Genomic DNA, 26,109 nt, shown 5'->3' on the forward strand with positions numbered 1-26,109 from the left:
GACACAATTCATTGCTTCAGCGGCCGTTTATTTCCACTGGTCCCGGCCGTACATTGGTGGCATCCAACTCAATACGCGACGCCATGACTTCCCTTCCCTCCGTTTTCGTTTCCCACGGCGCGCCGACGCTGCCTATCGACCCGTCGATGCCTTCCGGCGAATTCGCCTCGCTCGCTGAAACGCTGCCGCGCCCGCGCGCCATCCTCATGCTTTCGGCTCACTGGGGCACGACGCAACCCGTTGCGAGCATCGCCGAGCGGCCGGAAACCATCCACGATTTCCACGGTTTTCCGCGCGCGCTCTATGAACTGCGCTATCCCGCGCCCGGCGCGCCCGATCTCGCCCGCAACGCCGCCGCGCTGCTCGGCGAGCACGGCATTGCTGCGAGCACGATGGAGCACGGCCTCGATCACGGCGCGTGGGTGCCGCTTCTGCTCATGTTTCCCAACGCCGACATCCCAGTCGCGCAACTTTCCATTCAACCGCGCCTCGATGCCGCGCATCACTTCGGTATCGGCCGGGCGCTGCGCGATTTGCGGCGCGACGGCGTGATGATCGTCGGTTCCGGGCAGATCACGCATAACCTGCGCATGGCGGATTTCGGCGCGCGTCCTGAAGATGCCGATCCGCGCGTCGATGAGTTCACGCATTGGTTCGAGGCGCGTCTTGCCGATCGCGACATCGACGCGCTGCTCGACTATCGCGCCCGCGCGCCGCACGCCGCGCTGATGCATCCGACCGACGAGCATCTGCTGCCAGTATTCGGCGCACTAGGCGCTGCGGCGGATGACTATCAGTTGCGCATACAGTCGCTCGGCACTTTCCAGCGCGCGCTCGCCATGACGAACTACGTGTTCGCGGACGCCTGAGGCCTGAACGTACGAGCCGCGCAGGAAAGAGCGAAGCCCCGCCTGATTGCTCAGGCGGGGCTTCGTTTTACCGCTTCTCGTCGACGATCTGCTTACGCGCCGACTCCGTGCTGAATGTCTTCGTGCGCTTCGCGTTCATCCAGATAGTCCGTCCTATAACCGGTATGCACGCCCCAGAAGTAAAACACGAGCGCGAGCACGGCGACGAGCGCCATGTCCCAGCCATACGGCAACACGCCACTTCCGCCGAATTCCTTGCTGCCGATGAGCGACATGACGGCCATTGTCGGCAGATACGCCACCAGCCACCACGCGGCCTTCAAATCGCGGCCCCATCCCGCGAAGCCGGTCTTGCCCTGGAAGTAGAAGTACACGGGCAGCGCGACGACCATCAACAGGATGATTTCGCCGGTCAGCGGCCACTTTGCCCAGTACAGGACGAGCGACGCGCAGACGAACGCGAACGGCGCGACCAAGCCCATTAAGGGCAAGCGGACCGGCCGTTCCAGATCCGGCGCGGCGCGGCGCAGCGCCATCAGGCTCACAGGCCCGGTGAGATAGGAAATGACCGTCGCCACCGAAATCACCGCCGCCAGCGTGCCCCAACCACGGAAGAAGAACAGGAACACGAACGCGACGAACAGGTTGAACCACATCGCGGGACGCGGCACGCCGTAGAACGGATGCACGTTGCCGAATATCTTCGGCATCGTGTTGTTGCGCTCCATCGCGTAAATCATGCGCGTGGTCGTCGCCATGTAGGTGGTGCCGGTGCCGCTCGGGCTCACGAAAGCATCGACATAAAGAAGCACGGCGAGCCAGTTCAAATTCAGCGCCAGCGCCAGTTCCGCGAACGGCGACGCGAAGTTGAAATGCGACCAGCCCTTCGCGACATCGGCGGGATTGACCGCGCCGATGTAGGCCACTTGCAGCAATACGTAGATCACGAGCGCGATCAGAATCGAGCCGATCACGGCGAACGGGATGCTCCGCGACGGATTGCGCGCCTCGCCCGCGAGATTGACCGGGCTCTGAAAGCCGTTGAAGCTGAACACGATGCCGCTCGTCGCCACCGCCGTCAGCACGGCCGGCCAGCCATAGGGCGCGAAGCTCGACACCGTGCCGAAGTTCTCGGAATGGAACCCTGTATAGATGAGGCCCGCGATGGTCAGGCCGGGAATCAGGAACTTGAAGACAGTGATTGTCGAGTTGGCGCGCGCGAACACCTTCACGCCCCAGTAGTTGAGCATGAAGTACACGACCACGAGCAGCGCCGAGAGGATCAGCCCTGAAGTCGTGAGCGTTTCATTCACGAAGAGCGCATGCGCCCATTCATAGGGCCACGTGCTCATATATTGAATGGATGCCTCGGCCTCGATCGGAATGACCGAGACGATGGCAATCCAGTTCGCCCACGCGCTGATGAAACCGACGAGCGCGCCATGCGAATAGCGCGCGTAACGCACCATGCCGCCGGATTCGGGAAACGTCGCGCCCAACTCCGCGTAAGTAAGAGCGATCGCCATGATGACGACCGCGCCGATCACCCACGCGACCATGGCTGCGGGACCGGCGATCTTGGCCGCTTTCCACGCGCCGAACAACCAGCCTGAACCGATGATGGAACCGAGGCCGGTAAGCATGAGTGCTATCGGCCCGATATTTCGTTGTATCGAACTCTTCACATTGTTCTCCAGTGTCTCTCGCCTTGCGCTTGGAGGTCAGGCGCACGAATGCACATCCGCCGCGCGCGATGCCGGCCTACGGTCCGGTGATAGGGCGATTTTGGTGCAACCTTGGCAGGTTGGCGCGTAGTGTAACGGTTGCACCTTTCGAATGCAGCGAAGGATTGTCAGCTTTCATCAGTTTTTGCGCGATGAAAGCTACCACACGGCGGTGATAGACAGTTGGCAGTGAAATTATGAAAGATTCGTAAGATACGTTGCGATATCTCAAAAAGTCCCTGCGCGGCAGTCGGATATTATTTGACCGCGAAAACGATTAGCCGTATAAACCTTCTTGCAGGATTTCAAGTGGCGAGTGACTTGTGGTTCTTTCGTAGTTCGCCATCGCGGTACTCCGGTTGGTCCCATTGCCCCTTCCTTGATCTTCATGCACCCTTGGCTTCGGCCTCATTCATCAATTTTTTGGAATAAGTAACATGGAAACCGGTACCGTCAAGTGGTTTAATGACGCAAAGGGCTTTGGCTTCATCACCCCGGATGGCGGCGGCGAAGATCTGTTCGCACACTTCTCGGAAATCCGCATTGAGGGTTTCAAGACACTTCAAGAAAACCAAAAGGTTACCTACGAAGTGAAGACTGGCCCCAAGGGCAAGCAAGCAGCGAACATCAAGCCGGCGTAAGTTTTTATCCGGCTTAAAAAAAACCCCGCCTCGGCGGGGTTTTTTGCATCTGGAACGAGCGCGATCAGGTAAAGACGCGTTGCGCGTAAATACCGAGACCCGTCGCCACGCTGGCAAGTCGATCGCCGAATACGGCTCGTGCGCCGGGAAAAGCCGCCGCGAGCGCATCGGACAGAAAGCGCAAACCGGTGGTGCCGCCCGTGAAGTACACGGCGCCGACATCCGCGTTCGCCACGCCCGCGCGTTTCACCGTTTCCAGCGCCGCTTCGACGATACGCCGCGTCTCGTCCGCTCCTGCTTCGATCAGCTGGGCTTCGTCGAATGCGACGCGCAGCGCTTCCTCCACCTCTTCCATGTCGATCTCGGTTACGCCGCCCGCCGCCACGTCGATCTTCGCTTCCTCAGCGTGCGCAGTCAGCGCATGACCGAGCCTGCGATCGACGACGCGCATCAGCCGGTCATGCAGACGCGGTTCGGTGTAAAGGTGGCGCATCAGTTGCAATTCGCTCACGCGCTTGGGCGTGTAGACGGTATTGATCAGATGCCACGTCGCCAGATCGAAATACACGCGGTTCGGCACTTCGCGCCCTTGCGGATCGAGCGTCTGATAACCGAGTTCGCGCAAAACGGTCGTCAGCTCGACGCGCCGGTCGAAATCTGTGCCGGCCACGTGCACACCGTGATGCGCGAGGACATCGCTTTTTCGGTCTAGCTGGCGAGCGCGCTCGGGCCCCACGCGAACGAGCGAGAAGTCGGACGTACCGCCGCCGATATCCGCGACCAGCACGAGCCCTTCCTGCGTCAGGCGCGCTTCGTAATCGAATGCGGCGGCGATCGGTTCGTATTGAAAGTGAATCTCGCGCAAGCCGATGGCGTGCGCGCACGCTTCGAGTTGCGACTGCGCAAGGCGGTCGGCGCGCGGATCGTCATCGACGAAAAAGACCGGACGGCCGAGAACCGCGCGATCGAGCGGACTTGGCGAGACCGCCTGCGCTTTCTGTTTCAGATGTTGCAGAAAAAGCGTGATGACGTCCGTGTACTTGATGGCGGAGCCGTCGCCGAGATCGGTGCTAGTGTCGGCGAGCGGCGAGCCGAGAATGCTTTTCATCGAACGCATGAGGCGGCCGTCGAAGCCGTCTATATACGATTCGAGCGCGGCGCGGCCATAGGACTGGCTGTTTTCGTCCGTGTTGAAGAAGACGGCCGTCGGAAGCGTGGTTGCCTCGCCCTCGACGGGAGCCAGCCGGATCGAATGGCCACCCTGCGTCTGCGCCTGAATCGCGGCAGGCACGGCGACGGCGGAATTCGACGTGCCAAAATCGATCGCACAGTAGGTCATGGACATCGAGGCAGCGTTACGAGGCAACGCCGCATTCAAAAGTGGACAGGGTTTGTAGCATGTTCGGCGGCATGCATCAACCGCATTCGAACCCGTCTGGAACCGCCACGACGCTTCAACCGACGCGGAATGCAACTTGCTCGCCAAAGCGGCAATTTATTCACTGTTGCGCGCGCGGATGCGGCGGGCACGAGCCAATGAACGACACTACCTTACCGCAGGAAAATCGTTCGACTGCGAGCGCCAGCGATCGATCCGACATCATAGAAACCGATTTGCCGGGACGGCTCGACCGTCTGCCCTGGGGCCGGTTTCATACGTTGATCGTATTCGCGCTCGGCATCACGTGGCTGCTCGACGGGCTCGAAGTCACGCTCGCGGGCGCGGTGGCGAGCGCATTGAAGTCGAGCCCGGCGCTGCACTTCAACAACACGGATGTCGGCATCGCCGGCAGCGCGTACATTGCGGGCGCGGTGGTCGGCGCGCTTGGCTTCGGCTGGCTCACCGACCGGCTCGGACGACGCAAGCTCTTCTTCATCACGCTCTTTCTCTACGTGGCCGCGACCGCCGCAACCGCGTTCTCATGGGATCTCGCAAGTTTCGTGCTGTTCCGCTTTCTGACGGGCGCGGGCATCGGCGGTGAATACACGGCCATCAATTCCACGATCCAGGAATTCACGCCCGCGCGTTTGCGCGGCTGGACCGATCTCGCCATCAACGGCACGTTCTGGATCGGCGCGGGCATTGGCGCGGCCGGTTCGCTCGTTTTGCTCGATCCGGGCCTGATGCCGCCCGATTGGGGCTGGCGCGGGTGCTTCTTGATCGGCGCAGCGCTCGGTCTCACCATTCTCTTCATGCGGATGTGGGTGCCGGAAAGTCCGCGCTGGCTCATCACGCATAACCGCGTCGATGAAGCGAAGCAGATTGTCGAGGACATCGAAGCGCATTTTCGCAAGCACGGCGTCGAAATACCGAACACGCCGATCAAGCCGCTGCGCCTAAAGATGCGCGAGCACACGCCACTTTCGGAAGTCGCGCACACGCTGTTTCATGTGCATCGGAGCCGCTCGCTGGTCGGCCTCATGTTAATGACCGCGCAGGCGTTCTTCTACAACGCAATCTTTTTCACTTACGCGCTCGTGCTGACGGACTTCTATCACGTGCCAGGCGATCACATCGGCTGGTACGTGCTGCCGTTCGCAGCGGGCAATTTCCTCGGCCCCGTTCTGCTCGGCAAGCTATTCGACGTGCTCGGCCGACGCCGGATGATCGCCTTCACTTACGCGATCTCGGGCGTGCTGCTCACGATCAGCGGATGGATGTTCATGCACGGAATGCTTTCCGTGACCACGCAGACCATAGCGTGGATGGTAATTTTCTTCTTCGCGTCGGCGGCGGCGAGTTCGGCCTATCTGACGGTCAGCGAGACGTTTCCGCTGGAGATTCGCGCGCTTGCCATCGCCGTGTTTTATGCGTTCGGTACGGCGCTCGGCGGGATCATCGGGCCGGCGCTGTTCGGGCAACTCATCGATACGCATCAGCGCGGCGCGGTGTTCGTCGGCTATCTGATCGGCTCGGCGCTGATGATCGCGGCCGCCGTCGTGGCCGGCATCTGGGGCGTGGCGGCGGAGCGCAAGTCTCTGGAAGATGTTGCGCGGCCGCTGTCATCGGCGGATGAGGGGTGATGTCGTACACATCCGCAGTCAAGCGCACCCGCGCCGCGTAAGCCTGGCTTCACTCGAAACTCTTTCCCCACGCGCCTTCGAACGAGGTCTCGCCCAGCGCCTTGCGTGCTCGCGGCGCGGCCTCGCGTTCGCGAAGCGCGTCGTCGAGAAGATTCGCGTCGCCGTGATGACCGACTGCGATCATCGCGATGATCTCCACCTCCGGCGGAATCTCGAACGCCGCGCGGAACGCGTCGCGATCGAAGCCGCCCATCTGATGCGTCGCGAGCCCGAGCGCGTGCGCCTGGAGCACGAGCGCCATCGCGGCCGCGCCGGTGTCGTAGAGCGCGGTGCGGCTGACATCGCCCTTCGGCGTGAGCGTCGACGCAGTCACGCAGACCAGCACGGGCACGCGAACATTCCATGTCCGATTGGACGGCGCGAGCGTTTCGAACGCGCGCTGGAACGCGGCTTCGTCGCGATGCCGATCGAACGCGATGAAACGCCAAGGCTGCAAATTGCTCGATGAAGGCGCCCAGCGCGCCGCTTCGAGCAGGCTATGCAGATGCTCGCGGCTCAGCGGCGCGTCGGAGAACGCGCGCGGGCTCCAGCGGCCCGCGAGTAGTTCGTGGATATCGACTTCGGTTGCGGCGGGTTTGGCGGTCATCATTGGAATCCTTCAGCGATTGGAAGAAGCGAGGCCTGCCCATCACGGTAAGGGCTTTGCAGCAGGCGACCGCACAACGCTACCACTTCAATTCAGCACCGTTGCCTCGCGCCGCCCTCAAAAGCGCAAACGGCGCGCATCGGCCCGATGCGCGCCGTTCAGGTATCGAACGACAAGGATAAGTCACGGACTCACACGTCCGCAAAAGCGCTCAAGTGGCGGCGATGCCCATCGACCGCCCCGCGCGATTGATCCGCAACACCGTGACGGCTGCGACGAGGCAAAGACCGCCAGAGATCATCGTCGCCACGGTGTAGCTGCCGAGGCTCGACCGCAGCATGCCGCCGCCCAGCGCCGCGAACGCCGCGCCGAGCTGATGCCCCGCCACGATCCAGCCGAAGACGATCGGCGCCGACTCCTTGCCATAGACATCGGTGGCGAGGCGCACCGTCGGCGGCACGGTCGCGATCCAGTCGAGCCCGTAAAACACCGCGAAAAGCGGCAACCCAAAGAAGTCGATGCCAAACGCATACGGCAGATAGATCAACGACAACCCGCGCAGGCCGTAGTACCAAAACAGCAGCAAGCGCGCGTTGAAGCGATCCGAAAGCCATCCGGAAAGCGTCGTGCCGAACAAATCGAAAATGCCCATCGCCGCGAGCAAGGTCGCGCCTTGCACCTGCGTCATGCCGTAGTCGGAGCACATCGCGATCAGATGCGTGCCGACATAACCGTTCGTGCTCGCGCCGCAGACGAAAAAGCTGAAGAACAACAGCCAAAAATCGCGCGTCTTGCTCGCCATGCCGAGCGTGCCGAATGCGACCTTGATCGGATTTTTCGGCGGCGGAATGACGGCGGGCGGCGCGTCCGGGCTTTCGCCGACGGGTCGCAGCGCGACATCCGACGGACGCTCCGGCAGCAGCCACGCGACGAGCGGCACGACGACTGCCGTCGCTATCGCCACGACGAAAACCACCGGCCGCCAGCCGTGATGCTCCGACAACGCCGCGAGAAACGGCAGAAACACGAGCTGCCCGGTCGCCGAACTGGCGGTGAGGATGCCCATTGCAAGCCCGCGATGCGTCGTGAACCAGCGATTCACCACCGTCGCCGAAAGCGTGAGCGCCGCCACGCCCGTCGAGCCGCCGACCATCACGCCCCAGATCACGATCATCTGCCAGGGCGCGGTCATCATCGAGGAGAGGCCGACGCCCGCGGCCAAGGTCGCAAGCGCGGCGAGCAAGGTCGGACGCACGCCGAAGCGCTGCATGGCGGCAGCGGCGAACGGTCCGGTCAGGCCGTAAAGCGCAAGGTTGATCGAGATGGCGAGCGAAATGGTTCCGCGCGACCAGCCGAACTGTTTTTCGAGCGGCAACATCATCACGCTCGGCGTCGCGCGCGTGCCGGCCGCCGCCAGCAAAACCAGGAAAACGACGCCCACTGCGATCCAGCCGTAATGCACGCGGCCGCCAAGCCGTCTCGCTACCCAATTCATCGCTGCTCCGTTCCGTGAATTTCGTGTTTTACGCGCCGTGACGTTACCGACCTGTCACATCAGAGTTGCGAGCTTAGTTACCGATCGGTAACATGTCAAGACCCAAGCAATATTCAAGGATGCGACTGTGACACGAACTCCCGCCGACCAGCCGAAAACCCCTGCTCGCCGCGGTGTGCGAACCGACGGCGTGCAGGCTCGGGAACAATTGCTCGATGCCGCGCAGGAACTGTTTTATCGCGAAGGCATCCGCGCGATTGGCGTCGATGCCGTCGTCGAACGCGCGGGCGTCAACAAGATGAGCCTGTACCGGCGCTTCGCATCGAAAGACGAACTCGTCACCGCGTATCTGCAGCGCATGGACGAAAGATTCCGCAAGCGCTTCGAGGCAAGCGTCGAGAAGCATCCGGGCGCGCCGGCCGAGCAACTCGTTCAATCGCTTGAGGATCTCGTCGGGCGCGCGTCGGCGCCGGATTATCGCGGCTGTCCGTTTCTCAACATCGCGTGCGAATTCGGCGATCCGGCGCATCCCGCGCGGCAATCCGTCGAGCGCAACAAGCACTATCTGATCACGCGGCTCACCGAGATTTCGGCTGCTGCGGGCGCCGCCGACCCCGTCGAACTGGCAGAATCGCTGGCGTTGCTCGTCGATGGCGTCTACGCGACGAGCCAGACTTACGGTCCCGGTTCGGGGCCGATGCGCGCGGCGCCTCGCATTGCGCGCACATTGATCGACGCGGCCTGCAAGCCGCTTATTCAGGATGCACCATGAACGACCGTAGCACCCGCGAAGAAGAAGTGATCGCGGCCACGCGCCACTGGCTCACCCGCGCTGTCATCGGCTTGAACCTGTGTCCTTTTGCCAAGAGCGTGCATGTGAAGGGACAGATTCGCTATGTCGTGAGCGACGCGCGCGGCGTGGAAGATGTCGTCGCGGAACTCGCGGACGAACTGCGCCTTTTGCGCGAAAGCGATGCAAAAGACATCGACACGACGCTTTTCATCACGCCGCACGCCTTTGCGCACTTCACCGATTACAACGACGCGCTGTTCTTCGCCGACCGCTTGTTGAACGACATGGGCCTTGCCGGAGAACTGCAGATCGCGAGCTTTCATCCGCAATATCGCTTCGAAGGCAGCGAGCCCGACGACATCGAGAACTTTACGAATCGGGCGCCGTATCCCATCTTTCATTTGCTGCGCGAAGCGAGCATCGACCGCGCAGTGGATGCCTTTCCCGACGCCGCCGATATCTACGAACGCAACATGGAAACGCTGCGTCGCCTCGGTCACGAAGGTTTCGCGGCGTGGATGAAAAGCGACTGATCAGTGCGCGAAGAAGCGCTCGCGCAACTCGTCCAGCCCGAGCGTTTCAAGCACATCCGACAGCCGTTGCGCGGGCCGGGCGCGCGGCAAGTCCTTGAACTGAGCGATGATGAGCTCGTTTTTCATCGAATGTTCCCAGCCTACGAGTTCCGTCACGCTGACCTGATATCCGTGCGATTCGAGCTGCAGGCAGCGCAGTACATTCGTAATCTGGCTGCCGAATTCGCGCGTATGCAGCGGATGCCGCCACATCTCCGTCAGCACGTTCTTCGACAGCGCATGCCCCTTGTTCTTGCGCAGCACTGACGCGACTTCCGCCTGACAACACGGCACCACGACGATGTACTTCGCGTTCTTCTGCAGAGCGAACTGGATGGCGTCGTCCGTCGCGGTATTGCAGGCGTGCAGCGCGGTCACGACATCGATGGAATCCGGCAGCAGATTCGATTCAATCGATTCGGCCACTGACAGATTCAGAAACGACATTCCCTCGAAATCCAGCCGCTTCGCCAATTCCTCCGATTTTTGAACAAGATCCTCACGCGTCTCAATACCGTAGATGTGTGACCGATCGCGCAGAGTCTTGAAGAACAGATCGTAGAGAATAAACCCAAGGTAAGACTTCCCCGCGCCATGGTCGACAAGCGACACCGAACCCTGGCGTTCGTGAACGTCGGCAAGCAGCGGTTCGATGAACTGATAGAGGTGATAGACCTGTTTCAGTTTGCGGCGGCTGTCCTGATTCATCTTGCCGTCACGCGTGAGGATATGAAGTTCCTTCAGCAGTTCGATCGACTGACCTGGACGGATTTCGTGCTTTGTAGCGGGGTCGGGGGTGCCCGGAGCCGACGCGGAGGACTTCTTGGCCATCGTGAAAGTGACGTGGAAATTAAAAAACGAGGCTAGTTTGCGCCGAATGTGCGCTAACCGCTGGTTCTGCCGACTCGAAAGGAGAAGTTTACCCAAAAGCGCGAAGACGCTCTTGTTTCGCCCAAGTCGACCGGCGATGCAAGACGGCTAGAAAACGCTTGGAACACTTCGTGCATTGTCCGGTATGCAGATCTGGCCGGGACGATGCACAGCGTGGGGAAGAAGCCCGGCGCGCCAATGCAGCAAGGAAGAGCAACAAGCAGGTAGCAAAGCCACGCCTCGACAACGCAGTACGCGTCGTCACCCGCGAGCGGCTTTCGTTACGTAACACCTAACACTCAGCGCGGCGATTGCGACTCGCCGGCGCCATGAACATGGAGAGGACGGCGATGGACGCGATCCCCGACAAGAAAGCAGAAAAGCAGTTTCAGGAGATGCTCGCGGCGCTGACCACGATGCCCGCCTGGAGCGAGAAGCAACAACTCGAACTCGAAATGGCTCGAGAGATTTCGGTGGAGATGCTGCGTCTCGCCGAATCGATGCGCGACGGCTCCACGGATATCGAATCGTGTCTGACCATGCTGAAGTACGCCAAGGTGATGGACTTCGTCCTGACCACGCTCGCCTCGCGCCGCGAGATCGCGCCGCAGACACTGCGCGTGATCTTCAAGCTGGCTGGCCTGAAGGTCGATGAAGCGTACCCCGGCTAACGCGGGCTAACTTTCGAGAGAACCGGTTCGTCTTTGAAGGCGCACCGGTTTCAGCCTTTGCGCCGTGTCATCAGACGTTCGGCCGACTTGCGCATGTGCCGCTGCATCGCGGCTTGAGCCTGCACCGCGTCCCGCGCTTCGAGCGCCTCGAGAATCTCGAGATGTTCGCCAAGCGCGGCCGCCCAGGTTTCCTCCCCCTCGAAATGTCCGCGTAACGTGGATGACAGCGGACTATGCCGTTCGTCATAGAGACTGCCCACGGTTCTGACCAGCACGTCGTTGCCCGACATCTGCGCGATCGCAACGTGAAACGCGCGGTCGGCGCTCATCGGCACTTGTCCCGCTTCGACTTCGCGCGCCATGGTCTCGTAGACGGCGCGTAGCGTCTTCAATGCCTTTGGCTTGGCAAACGGCGCGACATTCGCGGCAATCGCGCCTTCGATCACGCTGCGCGCATTCATGATCTCGATCGGGCTCTCGCCCAGTTCCGCCTCGGTGGCGGGCGGCTTCGCCACAGGCGTCGCGCAGATATAGACGCCCGAGCCCATGCGAATCTCGACTCGCCCTTCCAGTTCCAGCGCAACCAGCGCCTCGCGCACCGAAGGCCGCGACACGCCCAACGTCTGCGCGAGTTCGCGTTCGGAGGGTAACCGGCCGTTCGGCGCAAAGTCCTGCTGTTCGATCAGAGCGCGCAGCTTGTCGGCGATCTGAAGGTAGAGGCGACGCGTTTCGACTGGTTTGACACTCACGTGCACACTCCTGCATGTCTCGGGGAAAACGTGGATTGTAATCAGCGGAAGGGTTGACGCACCGTACGAAGCGCGTTCGACGGTTTTCAAACGCTTACAAGTGGCTTGACCAATTCCAATTCGAGCCACTAGTATGCATTTCGGTAAGGCCAGATGGGCCATATTTTTTACGGCTGTCTGGAACCGTTCCCAACGACAAAACCCCCTATGTACTTCGCCGTCGCATCGAGCGATGGCGCGATAGCCGCCCGACATGACCAATCCGATTCTCCAGTTCGGCACGAGCCGTTTTCTGCAAGCGCACGCTGACTTCTTCGTGGCCGAAGCCGCGCGGCGCGATCCTGCGAAAGCGCTCGGCAAGATCACCGTCGTGCAGACCACGTCGAGTCCTGACAGCCGCGCGCGCGTCGATGCGCTGCGCGCCACGGGCCGCTATCCGGTACGCATTCGCGGACGCGAGCGCGACGCGACCGTCGACACCACCATCGAATGCGATTCGATCACCGAAGCGCTGCACGCCAACGACGACTGGCCGCTGTTGCTAGAACGCATGGAACGCGACGTGAAGGTGATCGTCTCGAACACGGCCGACACGGGTTACGCCCTCTTCGACGAAGACACGGCCGACCTGCTCGATGGCGCGCGTACGCCGCGCGGATTCGCGGCCAAGCTCGCCGTGCTTTTGCTCGCACGCTTCAAGGCGGGCGCGGCGCCGATCACGCTGTTGCCGTGCGAACTCGTCTCGCGTAACGGCGACACCTTGCGCGACCTCGTGCTCGACTTGGCGCGCAAATGGAATGCGGACGACGCGTTCATCGCTTACTTGTCGAACGATTGCGTCTGGGTGAATTCGCTCGTGGACCGCATCGTGTCGGAGCCGATCCTGCCGGTCGGCGCGATTGCCGAGCCTTACGCGTTGTGGGCAATCGAGCGGCAAGCGGGCATGACCTTGCCGTGCGAACACGAAGACATCGTCGTCACCGACGACCTCGCGCACTACGAGCGCCTGAAACTGCTGCTGCTCAACCTCGGCCACACGATGCTCGCGGAAATCTGGCGCACGCGCGGCGGCGCGCCCGACATGACCGTGCTCGACGCGATGCGCGATTCCGCGTACCGCGAGCCGCTCGAAGCCACCTGGCGCGACGAAGTGCTGCCGGTGTTTGTCGCGCTCGGCAAGGGCGACGTGGCAAGCGACTATCTCGCGAGCGTGCGCGACCGCTTCGAGAACCCGTTTCTCGTGCACAAGCTCGCGGATATCGCGCGCAATCACGACGAGAAGAAAGTGCGGCGTTTTCAACCTGTGATCGATTTCGCCGCCGGACTCGAACTCGATATCGAACAAAAGCGCCTGCGCGATGCATTGAACGCGCATTGAGATCCGCCAAAGAACGCGGACTCCCGTCACACCGTTTTTGAATCACGGCTCACCGCGTCGGCATGGCGGTTCGGGCCGGCAGATATGAAATGCCATCATCCCGAGGAGACAAACGATGCGCAAAATGCGTTGGGTAGTGATATTTCTGGCCTTTCTGGCCATTGCGATCAATTACATCGATCGCGCGAATCTGGCCGTGGCTGCACCGCAGATTGAGAAGGCGCTCGGCATCGGGCCGGCGGAAATGGGCTTCATCCTGAGCGGCTTCTTCTGGACCTACGCGCTCATGCAGATGCCTTTCGGTTGGTTCGTTGACCGCGTGGGCGCGCGAATCGCACTGCCGCTTGCGGTGGGCTGGTGGTCGGTGTTCACGGCGCTCACCGCCACCGCGACGAGCGTCGCGGGCATGTTCGGCTGCCGGCTGATGCTGGGCGTCGGCGAAGCGGGCGCGTATCCGTCGTGCGCGAAGCTCGTCGCGCAGTGGTTCAAGCCGCAGCAGCGCGCGTTTGCCACCAGCATCTTCGATAGCGGCTCGCGTGTCGGTTCCGCGCTGTCGATTCCCGTCGTTGCGCTCATCATCAGCTCGGTGGGCTGGGAAGCGTCGTTCGTCATCACTGGCGCACTCGGCGCGGTGTGGATCTTGGGCTGGTTCCTCATTTACCGTAATAAGTCGCTCGGCGACCTCACCGGTCCCGTGGATGTCCCGCCGCAACCGGTCGCGCCGAAGAACAAGGTCTCGTGGGGCTCGCTCTTCAAGTACCGCACGCTGTGGGGCATGATGCTCGGCTTCTTCTGCCTGAACTTCGTGATCTACTTCTTCATCACCTGGTTCCCGAGCTATCTCGTGCAGACGCATGGCTTCTCGCTCAAGTCGCTCGGCACGCTCGGCATGATTCCGGCGCTGATGTCCATCCCCGGCGGCTGGCTCGGCGGCGTCGTGTCCGACTCGCTCTTCAAGCGCGGCTGGAGCCTCACGGCGGCGCGCAAGACCTGCATGGTCGGCGGCATGCTGCTGTCGTCGGTCATCACGCTCTCGGCGTTCACCACGAACATCTATCTGATGCTCGGCTTTTTCGGCGTTGCATACGGCAGCCTCGCGTTCGCCGCGGCCAGCATCTGGTCGCTGCCGGGCGATGTTGCACCGACGCCGGGGCACGTCGCGTCCATCGGTGGCATTCAGAATTTCGCGTCGAACCTGGCGGGTATCGTCATCACGACGTTCACGGGCGTCATGGTCGAAATGACGAAAGGCTCGTTCACCATTCCGCTGTGTGTTGCAGGCGGCTTCTGCTTTCTCGGCGCGTTCAGCTATCTTGTGATTGTCGGCAAGATCGAGCCGCTCAACCGCGCCGAAACGGAAGCCCTCGCCGACAAGCGCGCTCCCTCCACGATCTAAGAAAACATCATGTCCACCACATCCACCGACCATGCGGTCATCCGGCTGCATCCCAAAGACGATGTCGTCATCGCGACACGTCAGCTGCTCTCCGGCGCGCGCATCGCGTCGGAGGATCTCGTCGTCATGGGCCTGATTCCGCCGGGCCACAAGATCGCGACGCGCGCCATCGCCGCGGGCGAGCCCGTCAAGCGCTACAACCAGATCATCGGCGTGGCGAAGGACGCCATCGCACGCGGCCAGCATGTCCATACGCAAAATCTGTCGATGGCCGAGTTCGCGCGCGAGCACGAGTTCGGCATCGACAAGCATCCGACACCTTTCGTCGATGAACCCGCGACGTTCATGGGCATTCGCCGCGACGACGGCCGCGTGGCGACGCGCAATTTCGTAGGCGTGCTGACGAGCGTCAATTGCTCGGCGACCGTCGCGCGCGCGATTGCTGATCACTTTCGGCGCGACGTTCATCCGGAAGCGCTGGCGGACTACCCGAACGTCGACGGCGTGATTGCGCTCACACATGGCTTGGGATGCGGCATCGACATGCAGGGCGATGGCCTTGCCATCTTGCGTCGCACGCTGGCCGGATACGCGGTGCATCCGAATTTCTATTCGGTGCTCTTCGTCGGCCTTGGATGCGAGACCAATCAGATTTCCGGCGTGCTCGAAGCAAGCGGACTGAAAGACGGCGAGCGTCTGCGCAGCTTTACGATTCAGGACAGCGGCGGGACGAGAAAGACGATCGAGCACGGCATCGCATTGGTCAAGGAGATGCTCACGGAAGCGAATCGCGTCAAGCGCGAGCCGGTGCCGGCGTCGCACCTGATCGTCGGTTTGCAATGCGGCGGGTCGGATGGCTACTCGGGCATTTCGGCGAATCCGGCGCTCGGCGCGGCCGTCGATAAACTCGTCGCGCATGGCGGCACGGCGATTCTCTCCGAGACACCGGAGGTTTATGGCGCGGAACATTTGCTGACGCGGCGCGCGGTCAGCCGTGAAGTCGGCGAGAAACTGCTGACGCGTATCAAGTGGTGGGAGGACTATTGCGCGCGCAACGGTGCGGCGATGGACAACAATCCGTCGGCGGGCAACAAGGTCGGCGGGCTGACCACGATTCTCGAAAAGTCGCTTGGCGCGGTGGCCAAGGGCGGCACGACCAATCTCGTCGAGGTTTATGAGTACGCGCAGCGCGTCGACGCCAAGGGCTTCGTGTTCATGGATTCACCCGGCTACGATCCGATGTCTGCAACGGGTCAGGTTGCTTCGGGCGCGAATCTCATCTGCTTCACGACCGGACGTGGTTCGGCTTACGGCTGCGCGCCTTCGCCATCGCTCAAGCTCGCGACGAACACCGCGCTCTGGGAGCGGCAAGAAGAGGATATGGATATCAACTGCGGCGGCGTGATCGATGGAACGGCGAGCATTGGGCAACTCGGCGATCAGATTTTTCAGATGATGCTGGATTGCGCGTCGGGCGTGGCATCGAAGAGCGAACTGCACGGGTATGGGCAGAGTGAGTTCGTGCCTTGGCAGGTGGGCGTGGTTACTTGAGGTTTTTTGGATGCGGATGAAAGGGCGCAACGGTGACGATGCGCCCTTTTTCGTTTTGGAGGCAATGGGCGTTGGTTATGTCTCTTCGACGTTTGCATGGACAGCAAATGAGTCACGACGTTACCGGACGGCCGCCTCATGTTCCGCCATCATCCTCAACGCGACGGCCTCCGCGACTTCGATTCCGTCGATCGCCGCTGAATAGATCCCGCCCGCATAACCCGCGCCCTCGCCCGCCGGATACAAGCCTTCGACATTGACGCTTTGGTAATCGTCATTATTGCGGCGCACCCGCAGCGGCGACGACGTGCGCGTCTCGACGCCAGTGAGAACGGCGTCGTGCATCGCGAAGCCGGGGATCTTCTTATCGAGCTCGGGCAGTGCTTCTCGGATGGCTTCGATCACATAATCGGGCAACGCGGTGCTGAGATCGGTCGGCTTGACGCCTGGCTTGTACGAAGGCACGACCGATCCAAGCGATGTCGAAGCGCGCCTCGCGATGAAGTCGCCCACAAGCTGTGCAGGCGCGCTGTAATCGCCGCCGCCCAGTTCGAACGCACGCTCTTCCCACATGCGCTGGAAGGCGATGCCCGCGAGTGGACCGCCCGGATAATCTTCCGGCGTGATGCCGACGACGATGCCCGCGTTCGCATTACGTTCGGCGCGCGAGTACTGGCTCATGCCATTGGTCACGACTCGGCCGGGCTCCGACGTCGCCGCGACAACCGTTCCGCCAGGACACATGCAAAAGCTGTAGACAGCGCGGCCGTTGCTGCAATGGTGGACGACTTTATAGTCCGCGGCGCCAAGCCGTTCGTGACCGGCGAATTTGCCGAAACGGCTCCGATCGATAATGCCCTGCGGATGCTCGATACGAAACCCGAGCGAAAACGGCTTCGCCTCCATGAAAACGCCGCGATCGTGCAACATCTGGAAGGTATCGCGCGCGCTATGTCCCACGGCAAGCACAACGTGATCGCAGCGCAGCGTTTCTCCGCTCGACAGACGTAGACCGCGCACCTTGCCATCGTCGATGTCGATATCCTCGACGCGCTGCTCGAATCGTACTTCGCCGCCGAGTTGATGAATATTCGCGCGCATCTTTTCGACCATGCTGACCAGTCGAAACGTGCCGATATGCGGCCGGCTCAGATACAGGATGTCTTCAGGCGCGCCCGCTTTAACGAACTCGTCGAGGACTTTGCGGCCGTAGTGCTTCGGATCCTTGATTTGACTGTAGAGCTTGCCATCGGAGAAGGTGCCAGCGCCGCCTTCACCGAACTGCACATTGGATTCCGGGTTAAGCTCGTTTCGGCGCCACAGACCCCAAGTGTCTTTCGTCCGCTCGCGCACGGCTTTTCCACGCTCGAGGATGATCGGGCGAAAACCCATTTGCGCGAGAATCAGCCCGGCAAACAGCCCACACGGCCCCATGCCGATGACGACGGGGCGAAGCTGGCTCGATGCTTCAGGCGCCTTGGCCACGAAGTGGTAAGCCATATCCGGCGTAATGCCGACATGCGGATGCGGCCGGGCCTTTAGTCGCGCGAGCACCGACGCTTCATCCGCCAACTCCACATCGATGATGTACGTAAGCTTGATGTCGGCGCGCTTGCGTGCATCGTGCGCGCGGCGAAAGACATGGAAGCGCACGAGTTCGCTTGACGTCACGCCGATTTCTCCAAGGCGCGCGATGACCGCAGGCTTGATGGCCGAATCAGGATGATCGAGCGGAAGCTTGATTTCGCTTAAACGTAGCATGGGAACTCGAATGGCAATCGACTGCGCAATGTTTTGCTGATTTTATCGCGCGATCAAGGCATGCACGGCTGATTGAATCTGGCAGATCAGCCCAATGCTGCAGAAATGCAAAAACCCCACCTGGTTAGGGGTGGGGTTTTTGTTGCTGCATGAGGAGCCTGACGATTACCTACTTTCACACGGGAGATCCGCACTATCATCGGCGTGGAGTCGTTTCACGGTCCTGTTCGGGATGGGAAGGGGTGGTACCAACTCGCTGTGGTCATCAGGCATGACTTGTTGTCGTGCGCCGGGTGGGCACACAACCAATCCGGGAAGAAGCAGTAAATGTTGGGTGGCGATTGTCGCACACGCATAACTCGCCAGTGGTTCAAACACACTGGTTATAGGATCAAGCCTTACGGGCAATTAGTATCAGTTAGCTCAATGCATTACTGCACTTACACACCTGACCTATCAACGTCCTGGTCTGGAACGACCCTTCAAGGGGCTCGAAGCCCCGGGGATATCTCATCTTAAGGCGAGTTTCCCGCTTAGATGCTTTCAGCGGTTATCTCTTCCGAACATAGCTACCCGGCGATGCCACTGGCGTGACAACCGGTACACCAGAGGTTCGTCCACTCCGGTCCTCTCGTACTAGGAGCAGCCCCCTTCAAATATCCAACGCCCACGGCAGATAGGGACCAAACTGTCTCACGACGTTTTAAACCCAGCTCACGTACCTCTTTAAATGGCGAACAGCCATACCCTTGGGACCGGCTACAGCCCCAGGATGAGATGAGCCGACATCGAGGTGCCAAACACCGCCGTCGATATGAACTCTTGGGCGGTATCAGCCTGTTATCCCCAGAGTACCTTTTATCCGTTGAGCGATGGCCCTTCCATACAGAACCACCGGATCACTATGACCTGCTTTCGCACCTGCTCGACTTGTCGGTCTCGCAGTTAAGCACGCTTATGCCATTGCACTATCAGCACGATTTCCGACCGTACCTAGCGTACCTTCGTACTCCTCCGTTACACTTTGGGAGGAGACCGCCCCAGTCAAACTGCCTACCATGCACTGTCCCCGATCCAGATCATGGACCAAGGTTAGAACCTCAAACAAACCAGGGTGGTATTTCAAGGACGGCTCCACCGAAACTAGCGTTCCGGTTTCATAGCCTCCCACCTATCCTACACAGATCGGTTCAAAGTCCAATGCAAAGCTACAGTAAAGGTTCATGGGGTCTTTCCGTCTAGCCGCGGGGAGATTGCATCATCACAAACACTTCAACTTCGCTGAGTCTCGGGAGGAGACAGTGTGGCCATCGTTACGCCATTCGTGCAGGTCGGAACTTACCCGACAAGGAATTTCGCTACCTTAGGACCGTTATAGTTACGGCCGCCGTTTACCGGGACTTCAATCAAGAGCTTGCACCCCATCATTTAATCTTCCGGCACCGGGCAGGCGTCACACCCTATACGTCCACTTTCGTGTTTGCAGAGTGCTGTGTTTTTATTAAACAGTCGCAGCCACCAGTTTATTGCAACCTCTTCACCCTTCCAGCGCAGGCTGGTTAAGCTACAGAGGCGTACCTTATCCCGAAGTTACGGTACCAATTTGCCGAGTTCCTTCTCCCGAGTTCTCTCAAGCGCCTTAGAATACTCATCTCGCCCACCTGTGTCGGTTTGCGGTACGGTCACTATTAGACTGAAGCTTAGAGGCTTTTCTTGGAACCACTTCCAATTGCTTCGCTTCCGAGGAAGCTCGCGCCACACCCTTGAATTATGTGCCCGGATTTGCCTGAGCACCTTCTCCAATGCAGCGACCGGGACGTCCAACACCCGGACAACCTTCCGCGATCCGTCCCCCCATCGCATCTAACAATGGTGCAGGAATATTGACCTGCTTCCCATCAGCTACGCATTTCTGCCTCGCCTTAGGGGCCGACTCACCCTACGCCGATGAACGTTGCGTAGGAAACCTTGGGCTTACGGCGAGGGGGCTTTTCACCCCCTTTATCGCTACTCATGTCAGCATTCGCACTTCCGATACCTCCAGCACGCTTTTCAACGCACCTTCGCAGGCTTACGGAACGCTCTCCTACCATGCATATAAATATGCATCCGCAGCTTCGGTGACTGGCTTGAGCCCCGTTACATCTTCCGCGCAGGACGACTCGATCAGTGAGCTATTACGCTTTCTTTAAAGGGTGGCTGCTTCTAAGCCAACCTCCTGACTGTTTTTGCCTTCCCACTTCGTTTCCCACTTAGCCAATCTTTGGGACCTTAGCTGGCGGTCTGGGTTGTTTCCCTCTTGACACCGGACGTTAGCACCCGATGTCTGTCTCCCGTGATTGCACTCTTCGGTATTCGGAGTTTGCTATGGCGTAGTAATCCGCAATGGACCCCACAACCATGACAGTGCTCTACCCCCGAAGGTGATACACGAGGCACTACCTAAATAGTTTTCGGAGAGAACCAGCTATTTCCAAGTTTGTTTAGCCTTTCACCCCTATCCACAGCTCATCCCCTAACTTTTCAACGTTAGTGGGTTCGGTCCTCCAGTACGTGTTACCGCACCTTCAACCTGGCCATGGATAGATCACTTGGTTTCGGGTCTACGCCCAGCAACTGATCGCCCTATTCGGACTCGCTTTCGCTACGCCTGCCTTAATCAGTTAAGCTCGCTACTGAACGTAAGTCGCTGACCCATTATACAAAAGGTACGCCGTCACCCCTTGCGAGGCTCCGACTGTTTGTATGCATGCGGTTTCAGGATCTATTTCACTCCCCTCCCGGGGTTCTTTTCGCCTTTCCCTCACGGTACTGGTTCACTATCGGTCGATCACGAGTATTTAGCCTTGGAGGATGGTCCCCCCATCTTCAGACAGGATTTCACGTGTCCCGCCCTACTTGTCGTACCCCTAGTTCTTCCACGCTGTTTTCGCTTACAGGGCTATCACCTGCTATGGCCGCACTTTCCAGAGCGTTCAGCTAACAACACAGATAAAGAGTACAGGCTGATCCCATTTCGCTCGCCACTACTCTGGGAATCTCGGTTGATTTCTTTTCCTGCGGTTACTTAGATGTTTCAGTTCACCGCGTTCGCTTCACTAAGCCTATGGATTCAGCTTAGGATGACCCATTCGGGCCGGGTTTCCCCATTCGGATATCGGTGGATCAAAGCTCGTTTGCCAGCTCCCCACCGCTTTTCGCAGGCTACCGCGTCCTTCATCGCCTGTGATCGCCAAGGCATCCACCACATGCACTTGTTCGCTTGACCCTATAACGAGTGTGTCTGCCAGCATTGCTGCCTTCAAGCCCACCGTCATAGGTTGAGTATTCGCGTTGTGCCGTATTCCAAAGCAATCTTTCGATCACCTTTTCATACTTGATACAATCACAACCCTGATTACCCTACTCACACCCATCTCTAAGTGCTTTCGAATAATCTCTTTACTACTTCTTCCAGATTGTTAAAGAACGACAGCCGATAGCGTGATCAATTCGATCACCTACCCGCGCTGACTGGCTCAATCGCCAATGCGCAACGTTGAACCCCGCGTTCAGCGCTGTGCATTGAGGATTGGTGGAGGATGACGGGATCGAACCGACGACCCCCTGCTTGCAAAGCAGGTGCTCTCCCAGCTGAGCTAATCCCCCCGTGTGTGCCTGACTCAGTCTGCTCGCTTGGTCGTTTTAAGCACCGCTTGCTCGGGTGGTGGGTCTGGTTGGATTCGAACCAACGACCCCCGCCTTATCAAGACGGTGCTCTAACCGACTGAGCTACAGACCCTTAGCCTGTCTTTCTGACAGCCGATAAGCGTGAACACTTGAGTGGGCGAGCGTTTAAGCTCGAGAAAGGAGGTGATCCAGCCGCACCTTCCGATACGGCTACCTTGTTACGACTTCACCCCAGTCATGAATCCTACCGTGGTGACCGTCCTCCTTGCGGTTAGACTAGCCACTTCTGGTAAAACCCACTCCCATGGTGTGACGGGCGGTGTGTACAAGACCCGGGAACGTATTCACCGCGGCATGCTGATCCGCGATTACTAGCGATTCCAGCTTCACGCAGTCGAGTTGCAGACTGCGATCCGGACTACGATCGGTTTTCTGGGATTGGCTCCACCTCGCGGCTTGGCAACCCTCTGTTCCGACCATTGTATGACGTGTGAAGCCCTACCCATAAGGGCCATGAGGACTTGACGTCATCCCCACCTTCCTCCGGTTTGTCACCGGCAGTCTCCCTAGAGTGCTCTTGCGTAGCAACTAAGGACAAGGGTTGCGCTCGTTGCGGGACTTAACCCAACATCTCACGACACGAGCTGACGACAGCCATGCAGCACCTGTGCGACGATTCTCTTTCGAGCACCCCAGGCTCTCACCCGGGTTTCGTCCATGTCAAGGGTAGGTAAGGTTTTTCGCGTTGCATCGAATTAATCCACATCATCCACCGCTTGTGCGGGTCCCCGTCAATTCCTTTGAGTTTTAATCTTGCGACCGTACTCCCCAGGCGGTCAACTTCACGCGTTAGCTACGTTACTAAGGAAATGAATCCCCAACAACTAGTTGACATCGTTTAGGGCGTGGACTACCAGGGTATCTAATCCTGTTTGCTCCCCACGCTTTCGTGCATGAGCGTCAGTATTGGCCCAGGGGGCTGCCTTCGCCATCGGTATTCCTCCACATCTCTACGCATTTCACTGCTACACGTGGAATTCTACCCCCCTCTGCCATACTCTAGCCTGCCAGTCACCAATGCAGTTCCCAGGTTAAGCCCGGGGATTTCACATCGGTCTTAACAGACCGCCTGCGCACGCTTTACGCCCAGTAATTCCGATTAACGCTCGCACCCTACGTATTACCGCGGCTGCTGGCACGTAGTTAGCCGGTGCTTATTCTTCCGGTACCGTCATCCCCACCCGGTATTAACAGGTAGGTTTTCTTTCCGGACAAAAGTGCTTTACAACCCTAAGGCCTTCTTCACACACGCGGCATTGCTGGATCAGGGTTGCCCCCATTGTCCAAAATTCCCCACTGCTGCCTCCCGTAGGAGTCTGGGCCGTGTCTCAGTCCCAGTGTGGCTGGTCGTCCTCTCAGACCAGCTACAGATCGTCGCCTTGGTAGGCCTTTACCCCACCAACTAGCTAATCTGCCATCGGCCGCCCCTATAGCGCGAGGTCCCGAAGGATCCCCCGCTTTCTTCCGTAGATCGTATGCGGTATTAATCCGGCTTTCGCCGGGCTATCCCCCACTACAGGACACGTTCCGATGTATTACTCACCCGTTCGCCACTCGCCACCAGGGTTGCCCCCGTGCTGCCGTTCGACTTGCATGTGTAAGGCATGCCGCCAGCGTTCAATCTGAGCCAGGATCAAACTCTTCAGTTCAATACCTGTTACTGTTTTCGGTTGTTTTACCAACCGGTCGCTCACTCAACGTACTGACGATGATTAATCCGTCTTTCGACAGATAAACCTTCCTCTAATACTGTGTGAGACTTGATAACTTTCGCTAAACGTCCCAACCCCGAAAGGTCAGAACCGCTCGCGCCATCAAGTGCCCACACTTATCGGCTGTTAGTTTTTAAAGAGCACATTCGCTAAGACTTCCTGCCAAGCGCACCAAGCATTTTGCTCAGCACCGCTTCGTCTTGCGTCGCTGCATCTGCAGCAGAGAAACGAGATTATGTACGTCGTTTCAGTTACTGTCAACAAGAATTTGAAGCTTTTCTTATTGACTTGCCTTTCAGCTTCCTCAGACCACTGCGGAACAAACAACCCGCTCAAACCAAATGGGTCGTGCGGACATCGCACGACCCGTCGACGTTAGTCTTGGTGCCGGCTGCAGGACTCGAACCCGCCACCTGATGATTACAAATCAACTGCTCTACCAGATGAGCTAAGCCGGCGAAGGACGGAATTCTACTTCATTTGACGACTTTGAGGTGCGATCGCCCAGATGATTTTGAAGCATCGTCATCCGAGCTTGCCGTAACGTCGTCGCTCGACGAAGTCCCGTCGGCGTCGGACAGTTCCTCTACCGCGTCTTCCGCGATACTTTCGTCTCGCTCGACCGAATGCGGCGCGGTGCTCGCGCCCGACGCGTCGATAGCCGTTTGCGATGAAGGCTCGACCGGGAACGCCATTCCCTGCCCGTTCTCTCGTGCATAGATGGCCAGCACGTTCGTAACCTGCACTTCGATCTTGTGCGACTTACCCGAGAAACGCGCGCTGAATTCGATCCATTCGTTGCCCATCTGAAGCTGGCTCGTCGCCTCGAAACTGATGTTCAGCACGATTTCGTCGTTACGCACGAACTGACGCGGCACCCGCGTGGCGCCGTCGACCCGCACCGCGATGTGTGGGGTGAACCCGTTATCCGTGCACCACTCATAGAGCGCGCGCAGCAGATACGGCTTGGTGGAAATCTCTTGCATCAACTTTCCTCTACAGGAGCGCGGCGGGCGAAATCCGCGCCGCCGCGCTCCGATGCCCGCAAACTATCGACGCATCACCTTTTCGGAAGGCGTCAGCGCTTCAATATAGGCCGGACGGCTAAAAATGCGTTCGGCGTACTTCATCAACGGCGCAGCATTCTTCGACAACTCGATGCCGTAATGGTCCAGACGCCACAACAGCGGCGCGATGGCCACGTCGAGCATCGAGAACTCTTCGCCGAGCATGTACTTGTTCTTCAGGAAAATAGGCGCGAGCTGCGTAAGACGATCGCGAATTGCACTGCGCGCCTTCTCGTGGTTCTTCTCGGCGGCTTTGCCCTTCTCGTTTTCGAGCGTGCCGACGTGCACGAACAATTCTTTTTCGAAGTTCAGCAGGAACAGGCGCGCGCGGGCGCGTTGCACCGGATCGGCCGGCATGAGCTGCGGATGCGGGAACCGTTCGTCGATATATTCGTTGATGATGTTCGATTCATACAGGATCAGGTCGCGCTCGACAAGGATCGGCACCTGACCGTATGGGTTCATGACCGCGATGTCTTCCGGCTTGTTGAACAGATCGACGTCGCGAATCTCGAAATCCATGCCCTTTTCGAACAACACCAGCCGGCAGCGCTGGGAGAACGGGCAAGTAGTGCCGGAATACAGAACCATCATGTCTTTAAAGTTCCTTCAGTAAACTCGAAAGGCCGGCCGCGACGCTTCCCGGGGAAACGCCGTCGTGCCGACCCACGCCGTCTAGGGCGCGCTATTTAATATCTTTCCAGTATGCCGCGTTCAGGCGCCATGCGAGGAAACTCAACAACGCCAGGAACAGCAGGACCCATACGCCGAGGCGCTTGCGAGTCTGCTGGGCGGGTTCGGACATCCACGAGAGGTACGAAACCAGATCGGCCACAGCATTATCATAATCCACGGAGGACATGGAACCCGGGCTAACCTGAGTGTAACCCACGAATCTCTTTACCTTTTCGCCGGTGTGCTCGTCGGTTTCGGTTTCGAATTTTGCATCGCGGATACCCTGCATCGTCCACAGCACATGCGGCATGCCGACATTCTCATACACGCGATTGTTCCAACCGGTCGGCCGCGCCGGATCGCGATAAAACCCCCGCAAGTACGTGTACAACCAGTCCTTGCCACGCGCCCGCGCTTCGACCGACAGGTCCGGCGGCGACGCGCCGAACCACGCTTTCGCGTCTTCCGGGCGCATTGCAATGGACATCGTGTTGCCGATCTTGTCTGTCGAAAACAGCAGATTTTCCTGAACGTCCTGTGGCGTGATGCCGAGGTCGGTCAGCCGGTTGTACCGCATCAGATTGGCGCTGTGGCAATTCAGGCAGTAGTTTACAAAGATTTGGGCGCCGTGCTGCAACGAAGCAAAATTGTCCGCGTTATCGGGCGCGCGGTCGAGCACCGCTTCTTCCTGCGCGTACGCCGGCGCACTCGCGCCGAACGCGAACATCGCCGCACCGATGATTGCCAGGGAACCGAGCCATTTTTTCATTGTGTTTGTCTCCGGAC

General features: G+C 59.4%; 19 protein-coding genes, 3 tRNA genes and 3 rRNA genes. 9 read left to right on the forward strand and 16 right to left on the reverse strand.

What is annotated here, in order from left to right:
* Positions 1 to 83: 83 nt before the first annotated feature.
* Complete coding sequence (locus LDZ28_RS11940; protein WP_244826346.1) at positions 84 to 869, forward strand: class III extradiol ring-cleavage dioxygenase; 786 nt, start codon at positions 84 to 86, stop codon at positions 867 to 869.
* Positions 870 to 961: 92 nt separating this feature from the next.
* Here the strand turns inward: LDZ28_RS11940 and LDZ28_RS11945 are convergent, their stop codons facing one another.
* On the reverse strand, positions 962 to 2,554 hold the full coding sequence (locus tag LDZ28_RS11945; protein WP_244826347.1) for an APC family permease: 1,593 nt from the start codon (positions 2,552 to 2,554) through the stop codon (positions 962 to 964).
* Positions 2,555 to 3,030: 476 nt separating this feature from the next.
* On the opposite strand from LDZ28_RS11945, the gene LDZ28_RS11950 reads away from it, so the two are divergent.
* The gene (locus tag LDZ28_RS11950) at positions 3,031 to 3,234 is read left to right on the forward strand and encodes a cold-shock protein (RefSeq protein ID WP_016346375.1); all 204 of its coding nucleotides are present in this window, start codon (positions 3,031 to 3,033) and stop codon (positions 3,232 to 3,234) included.
* A gap of 64 nt (positions 3,235 to 3,298) precedes the next feature.
* Here LDZ28_RS11950 and LDZ28_RS11955 read toward each other — a convergent pair whose 3' ends face one another.
* Positions 3,299 to 4,573, reverse strand: coding sequence for an Hsp70 family protein (locus LDZ28_RS11955; protein ID WP_244828124.1), 1,275 nt, complete (start codon positions 4,571 to 4,573; stop codon positions 3,299 to 3,301).
* Between the two features lie 197 nt (positions 4,574 to 4,770).
* Between LDZ28_RS11955 and LDZ28_RS11960 the strand changes: the two genes are divergently transcribed.
* Positions 4,771 to 6,258, forward strand: a complete 1,488-nt coding sequence (locus LDZ28_RS11960; RefSeq protein ID WP_244826348.1) for an MFS transporter — start codon at positions 4,771 to 4,773, stop codon at positions 6,256 to 6,258.
* Positions 6,259 to 6,307: 49 nt separating this feature from the next.
* Here the strand turns inward: LDZ28_RS11960 and LDZ28_RS11965 are convergent, their stop codons facing one another.
* Together LDZ28_RS11965 and LDZ28_RS11970 are read right to left on the reverse strand one after the other, a co-directional pair.
* Positions 6,308 to 6,904 (reverse strand): nitroreductase family protein, encoded by a 597-nt coding sequence (locus tag LDZ28_RS11965; protein WP_244828126.1) that lies wholly within the window; start codon positions 6,902 to 6,904, stop codon positions 6,308 to 6,310.
* 211 nt (positions 6,905 to 7,115) lie between these two features.
* A complete protein-coding gene (locus tag LDZ28_RS11970; protein ID WP_244826349.1) occupies positions 7,116 to 8,399 on the reverse strand; it encodes an MFS transporter in 1,284 nt (427 codons plus the stop codon).
* 127 nt (positions 8,400 to 8,526) lie between these two features.
* On the opposite strand from LDZ28_RS11970, the gene LDZ28_RS11975 reads away from it, so the two are divergent.
* A complete protein-coding gene (locus LDZ28_RS11975) occupies positions 8,527 to 9,171 on the forward strand; it encodes a TetR/AcrR family transcriptional regulator (RefSeq protein WP_370652039.1) in 645 nt (214 codons plus the stop codon).
* The gene (locus tag LDZ28_RS11980; RefSeq protein WP_244826350.1) at positions 9,168 to 9,725 is read left to right on the forward strand and encodes a DUF1415 domain-containing protein; all 558 of its coding nucleotides are present in this window, start codon (positions 9,168 to 9,170) and stop codon (positions 9,723 to 9,725) included. The genes LDZ28_RS11975 and LDZ28_RS11980 overlap by 4 nt, the downstream gene beginning before the upstream one ends.
* Here LDZ28_RS11980 and LDZ28_RS11985 read toward each other — a convergent pair whose 3' ends face one another.
* Entirely contained in the window at positions 9,726 to 10,595 is an 870-nt protein-coding gene (locus LDZ28_RS11985; protein WP_244826351.1) for an SAM-dependent methyltransferase, read from the reverse strand.
* A gap of 389 nt (positions 10,596 to 10,984) precedes the next feature.
* On the opposite strand from LDZ28_RS11985, the gene LDZ28_RS11990 reads away from it, so the two are divergent.
* The gene (locus tag LDZ28_RS11990; protein ID WP_244826352.1) at positions 10,985 to 11,305 is read left to right on the forward strand and encodes a DNA-binding protein; all 321 of its coding nucleotides are present in this window, start codon (positions 10,985 to 10,987) and stop codon (positions 11,303 to 11,305) included.
* A gap of 50 nt (positions 11,306 to 11,355) precedes the next feature.
* Here LDZ28_RS11990 and LDZ28_RS11995 read toward each other — a convergent pair whose 3' ends face one another.
* Positions 11,356 to 12,054: a FadR/GntR family transcriptional regulator gene (locus LDZ28_RS11995; protein WP_250465782.1), complete on the reverse strand. Its 699-nt coding sequence runs from the start codon at positions 12,052 to 12,054 to the stop codon at positions 11,356 to 11,358.
* A gap of 253 nt (positions 12,055 to 12,307) precedes the next feature.
* On the opposite strand from LDZ28_RS11995, the gene LDZ28_RS12000 reads away from it, so the two are divergent.
* The 3 genes from LDZ28_RS12000 to LDZ28_RS12010 all read left to right on the forward strand — a co-directional run bounded on the left by LDZ28_RS12000 (position 12,308) and on the right by LDZ28_RS12010 (position 16,379).
* On the forward strand, positions 12,308 to 13,432 hold the full coding sequence (locus LDZ28_RS12000) for a mannitol dehydrogenase family protein (protein ID WP_244826353.1): 1,125 nt from the start codon (positions 12,308 to 12,310) through the stop codon (positions 13,430 to 13,432).
* 115 nt (positions 13,433 to 13,547) lie between these two features.
* The gene (locus tag LDZ28_RS12005) at positions 13,548 to 14,828 is read left to right on the forward strand and encodes an MFS transporter (protein ID WP_244826354.1); all 1,281 of its coding nucleotides are present in this window, start codon (positions 13,548 to 13,550) and stop codon (positions 14,826 to 14,828) included.
* A gap of 9 nt (positions 14,829 to 14,837) precedes the next feature.
* Positions 14,838 to 16,379, forward strand: a complete 1,542-nt coding sequence (locus tag LDZ28_RS12010; RefSeq protein ID WP_244826355.1) for a UxaA family hydrolase — start codon at positions 14,838 to 14,840, stop codon at positions 16,377 to 16,379.
* Positions 16,380 to 16,499: 120 nt separating this feature from the next.
* Here the strand turns inward: LDZ28_RS12010 and LDZ28_RS12015 are convergent, their stop codons facing one another.
* From LDZ28_RS12015 to LDZ28_RS12060, 10 genes are all read right to left on the reverse strand, one after another.
* Complete coding sequence (locus tag LDZ28_RS12015; RefSeq protein ID WP_244826356.1) at positions 16,500 to 18,140, reverse strand: NAD(P)/FAD-dependent oxidoreductase; 1,641 nt, start codon at positions 18,138 to 18,140, stop codon at positions 16,500 to 16,502.
* A 156-nt stretch (positions 18,141 to 18,296) separates the two neighbouring features.
* A 5S ribosomal RNA gene (rrf, locus tag LDZ28_RS12020) occupies positions 18,297 to 18,410 on the reverse strand.
* A gap of 117 nt (positions 18,411 to 18,527) precedes the next feature.
* Positions 18,528 to 21,408: ribosomal RNA gene (locus LDZ28_RS12025) — 23S ribosomal RNA — on the reverse strand.
* A gap of 304 nt (positions 21,409 to 21,712) precedes the next feature.
* A tRNA-Ala gene (locus LDZ28_RS12030) sits at positions 21,713 to 21,788 on the reverse strand.
* A gap of 56 nt (positions 21,789 to 21,844) precedes the next feature.
* A tRNA-Ile gene (locus tag LDZ28_RS12035) sits at positions 21,845 to 21,921 on the reverse strand.
* 64 nt (positions 21,922 to 21,985) lie between these two features.
* Positions 21,986 to 23,518 (reverse strand): 16S ribosomal RNA (locus tag LDZ28_RS12040).
* The 16S, 23S and 5S rRNA genes sit together here with 3 tRNA genes alongside, the layout of an rRNA operon.
* Positions 23,519 to 23,963: 445 nt before the next feature.
* Positions 23,964 to 24,039, reverse strand: a tRNA-Thr gene (locus LDZ28_RS12045).
* 18 nt (positions 24,040 to 24,057) lie between these two features.
* Positions 24,058 to 24,567, reverse strand: coding sequence for a ClpXP protease specificity-enhancing factor (locus tag LDZ28_RS12050; protein WP_244826357.1), 510 nt, complete (start codon positions 24,565 to 24,567; stop codon positions 24,058 to 24,060).
* Positions 24,568 to 24,630: 63 nt separating this feature from the next.
* Positions 24,631 to 25,242: a glutathione S-transferase N-terminal domain-containing protein gene (locus LDZ28_RS12055; protein ID WP_008344155.1), complete on the reverse strand. Its 612-nt coding sequence runs from the start codon at positions 25,240 to 25,242 to the stop codon at positions 24,631 to 24,633.
* A gap of 91 nt (positions 25,243 to 25,333) precedes the next feature.
* On the reverse strand, positions 25,334 to 26,092 hold the full coding sequence (locus tag LDZ28_RS12060; protein WP_244826358.1) for a cytochrome c1: 759 nt from the start codon (positions 26,090 to 26,092) through the stop codon (positions 25,334 to 25,336).
* Positions 26,093 to 26,109: the final 17 nt, after the last annotated feature.

This window comes from Caballeronia sp. TF1N1 (assembly GCF_022878925.1).
Taxonomy (GTDB): domain Bacteria; phylum Pseudomonadota; class Gammaproteobacteria; order Burkholderiales; family Burkholderiaceae; genus Caballeronia.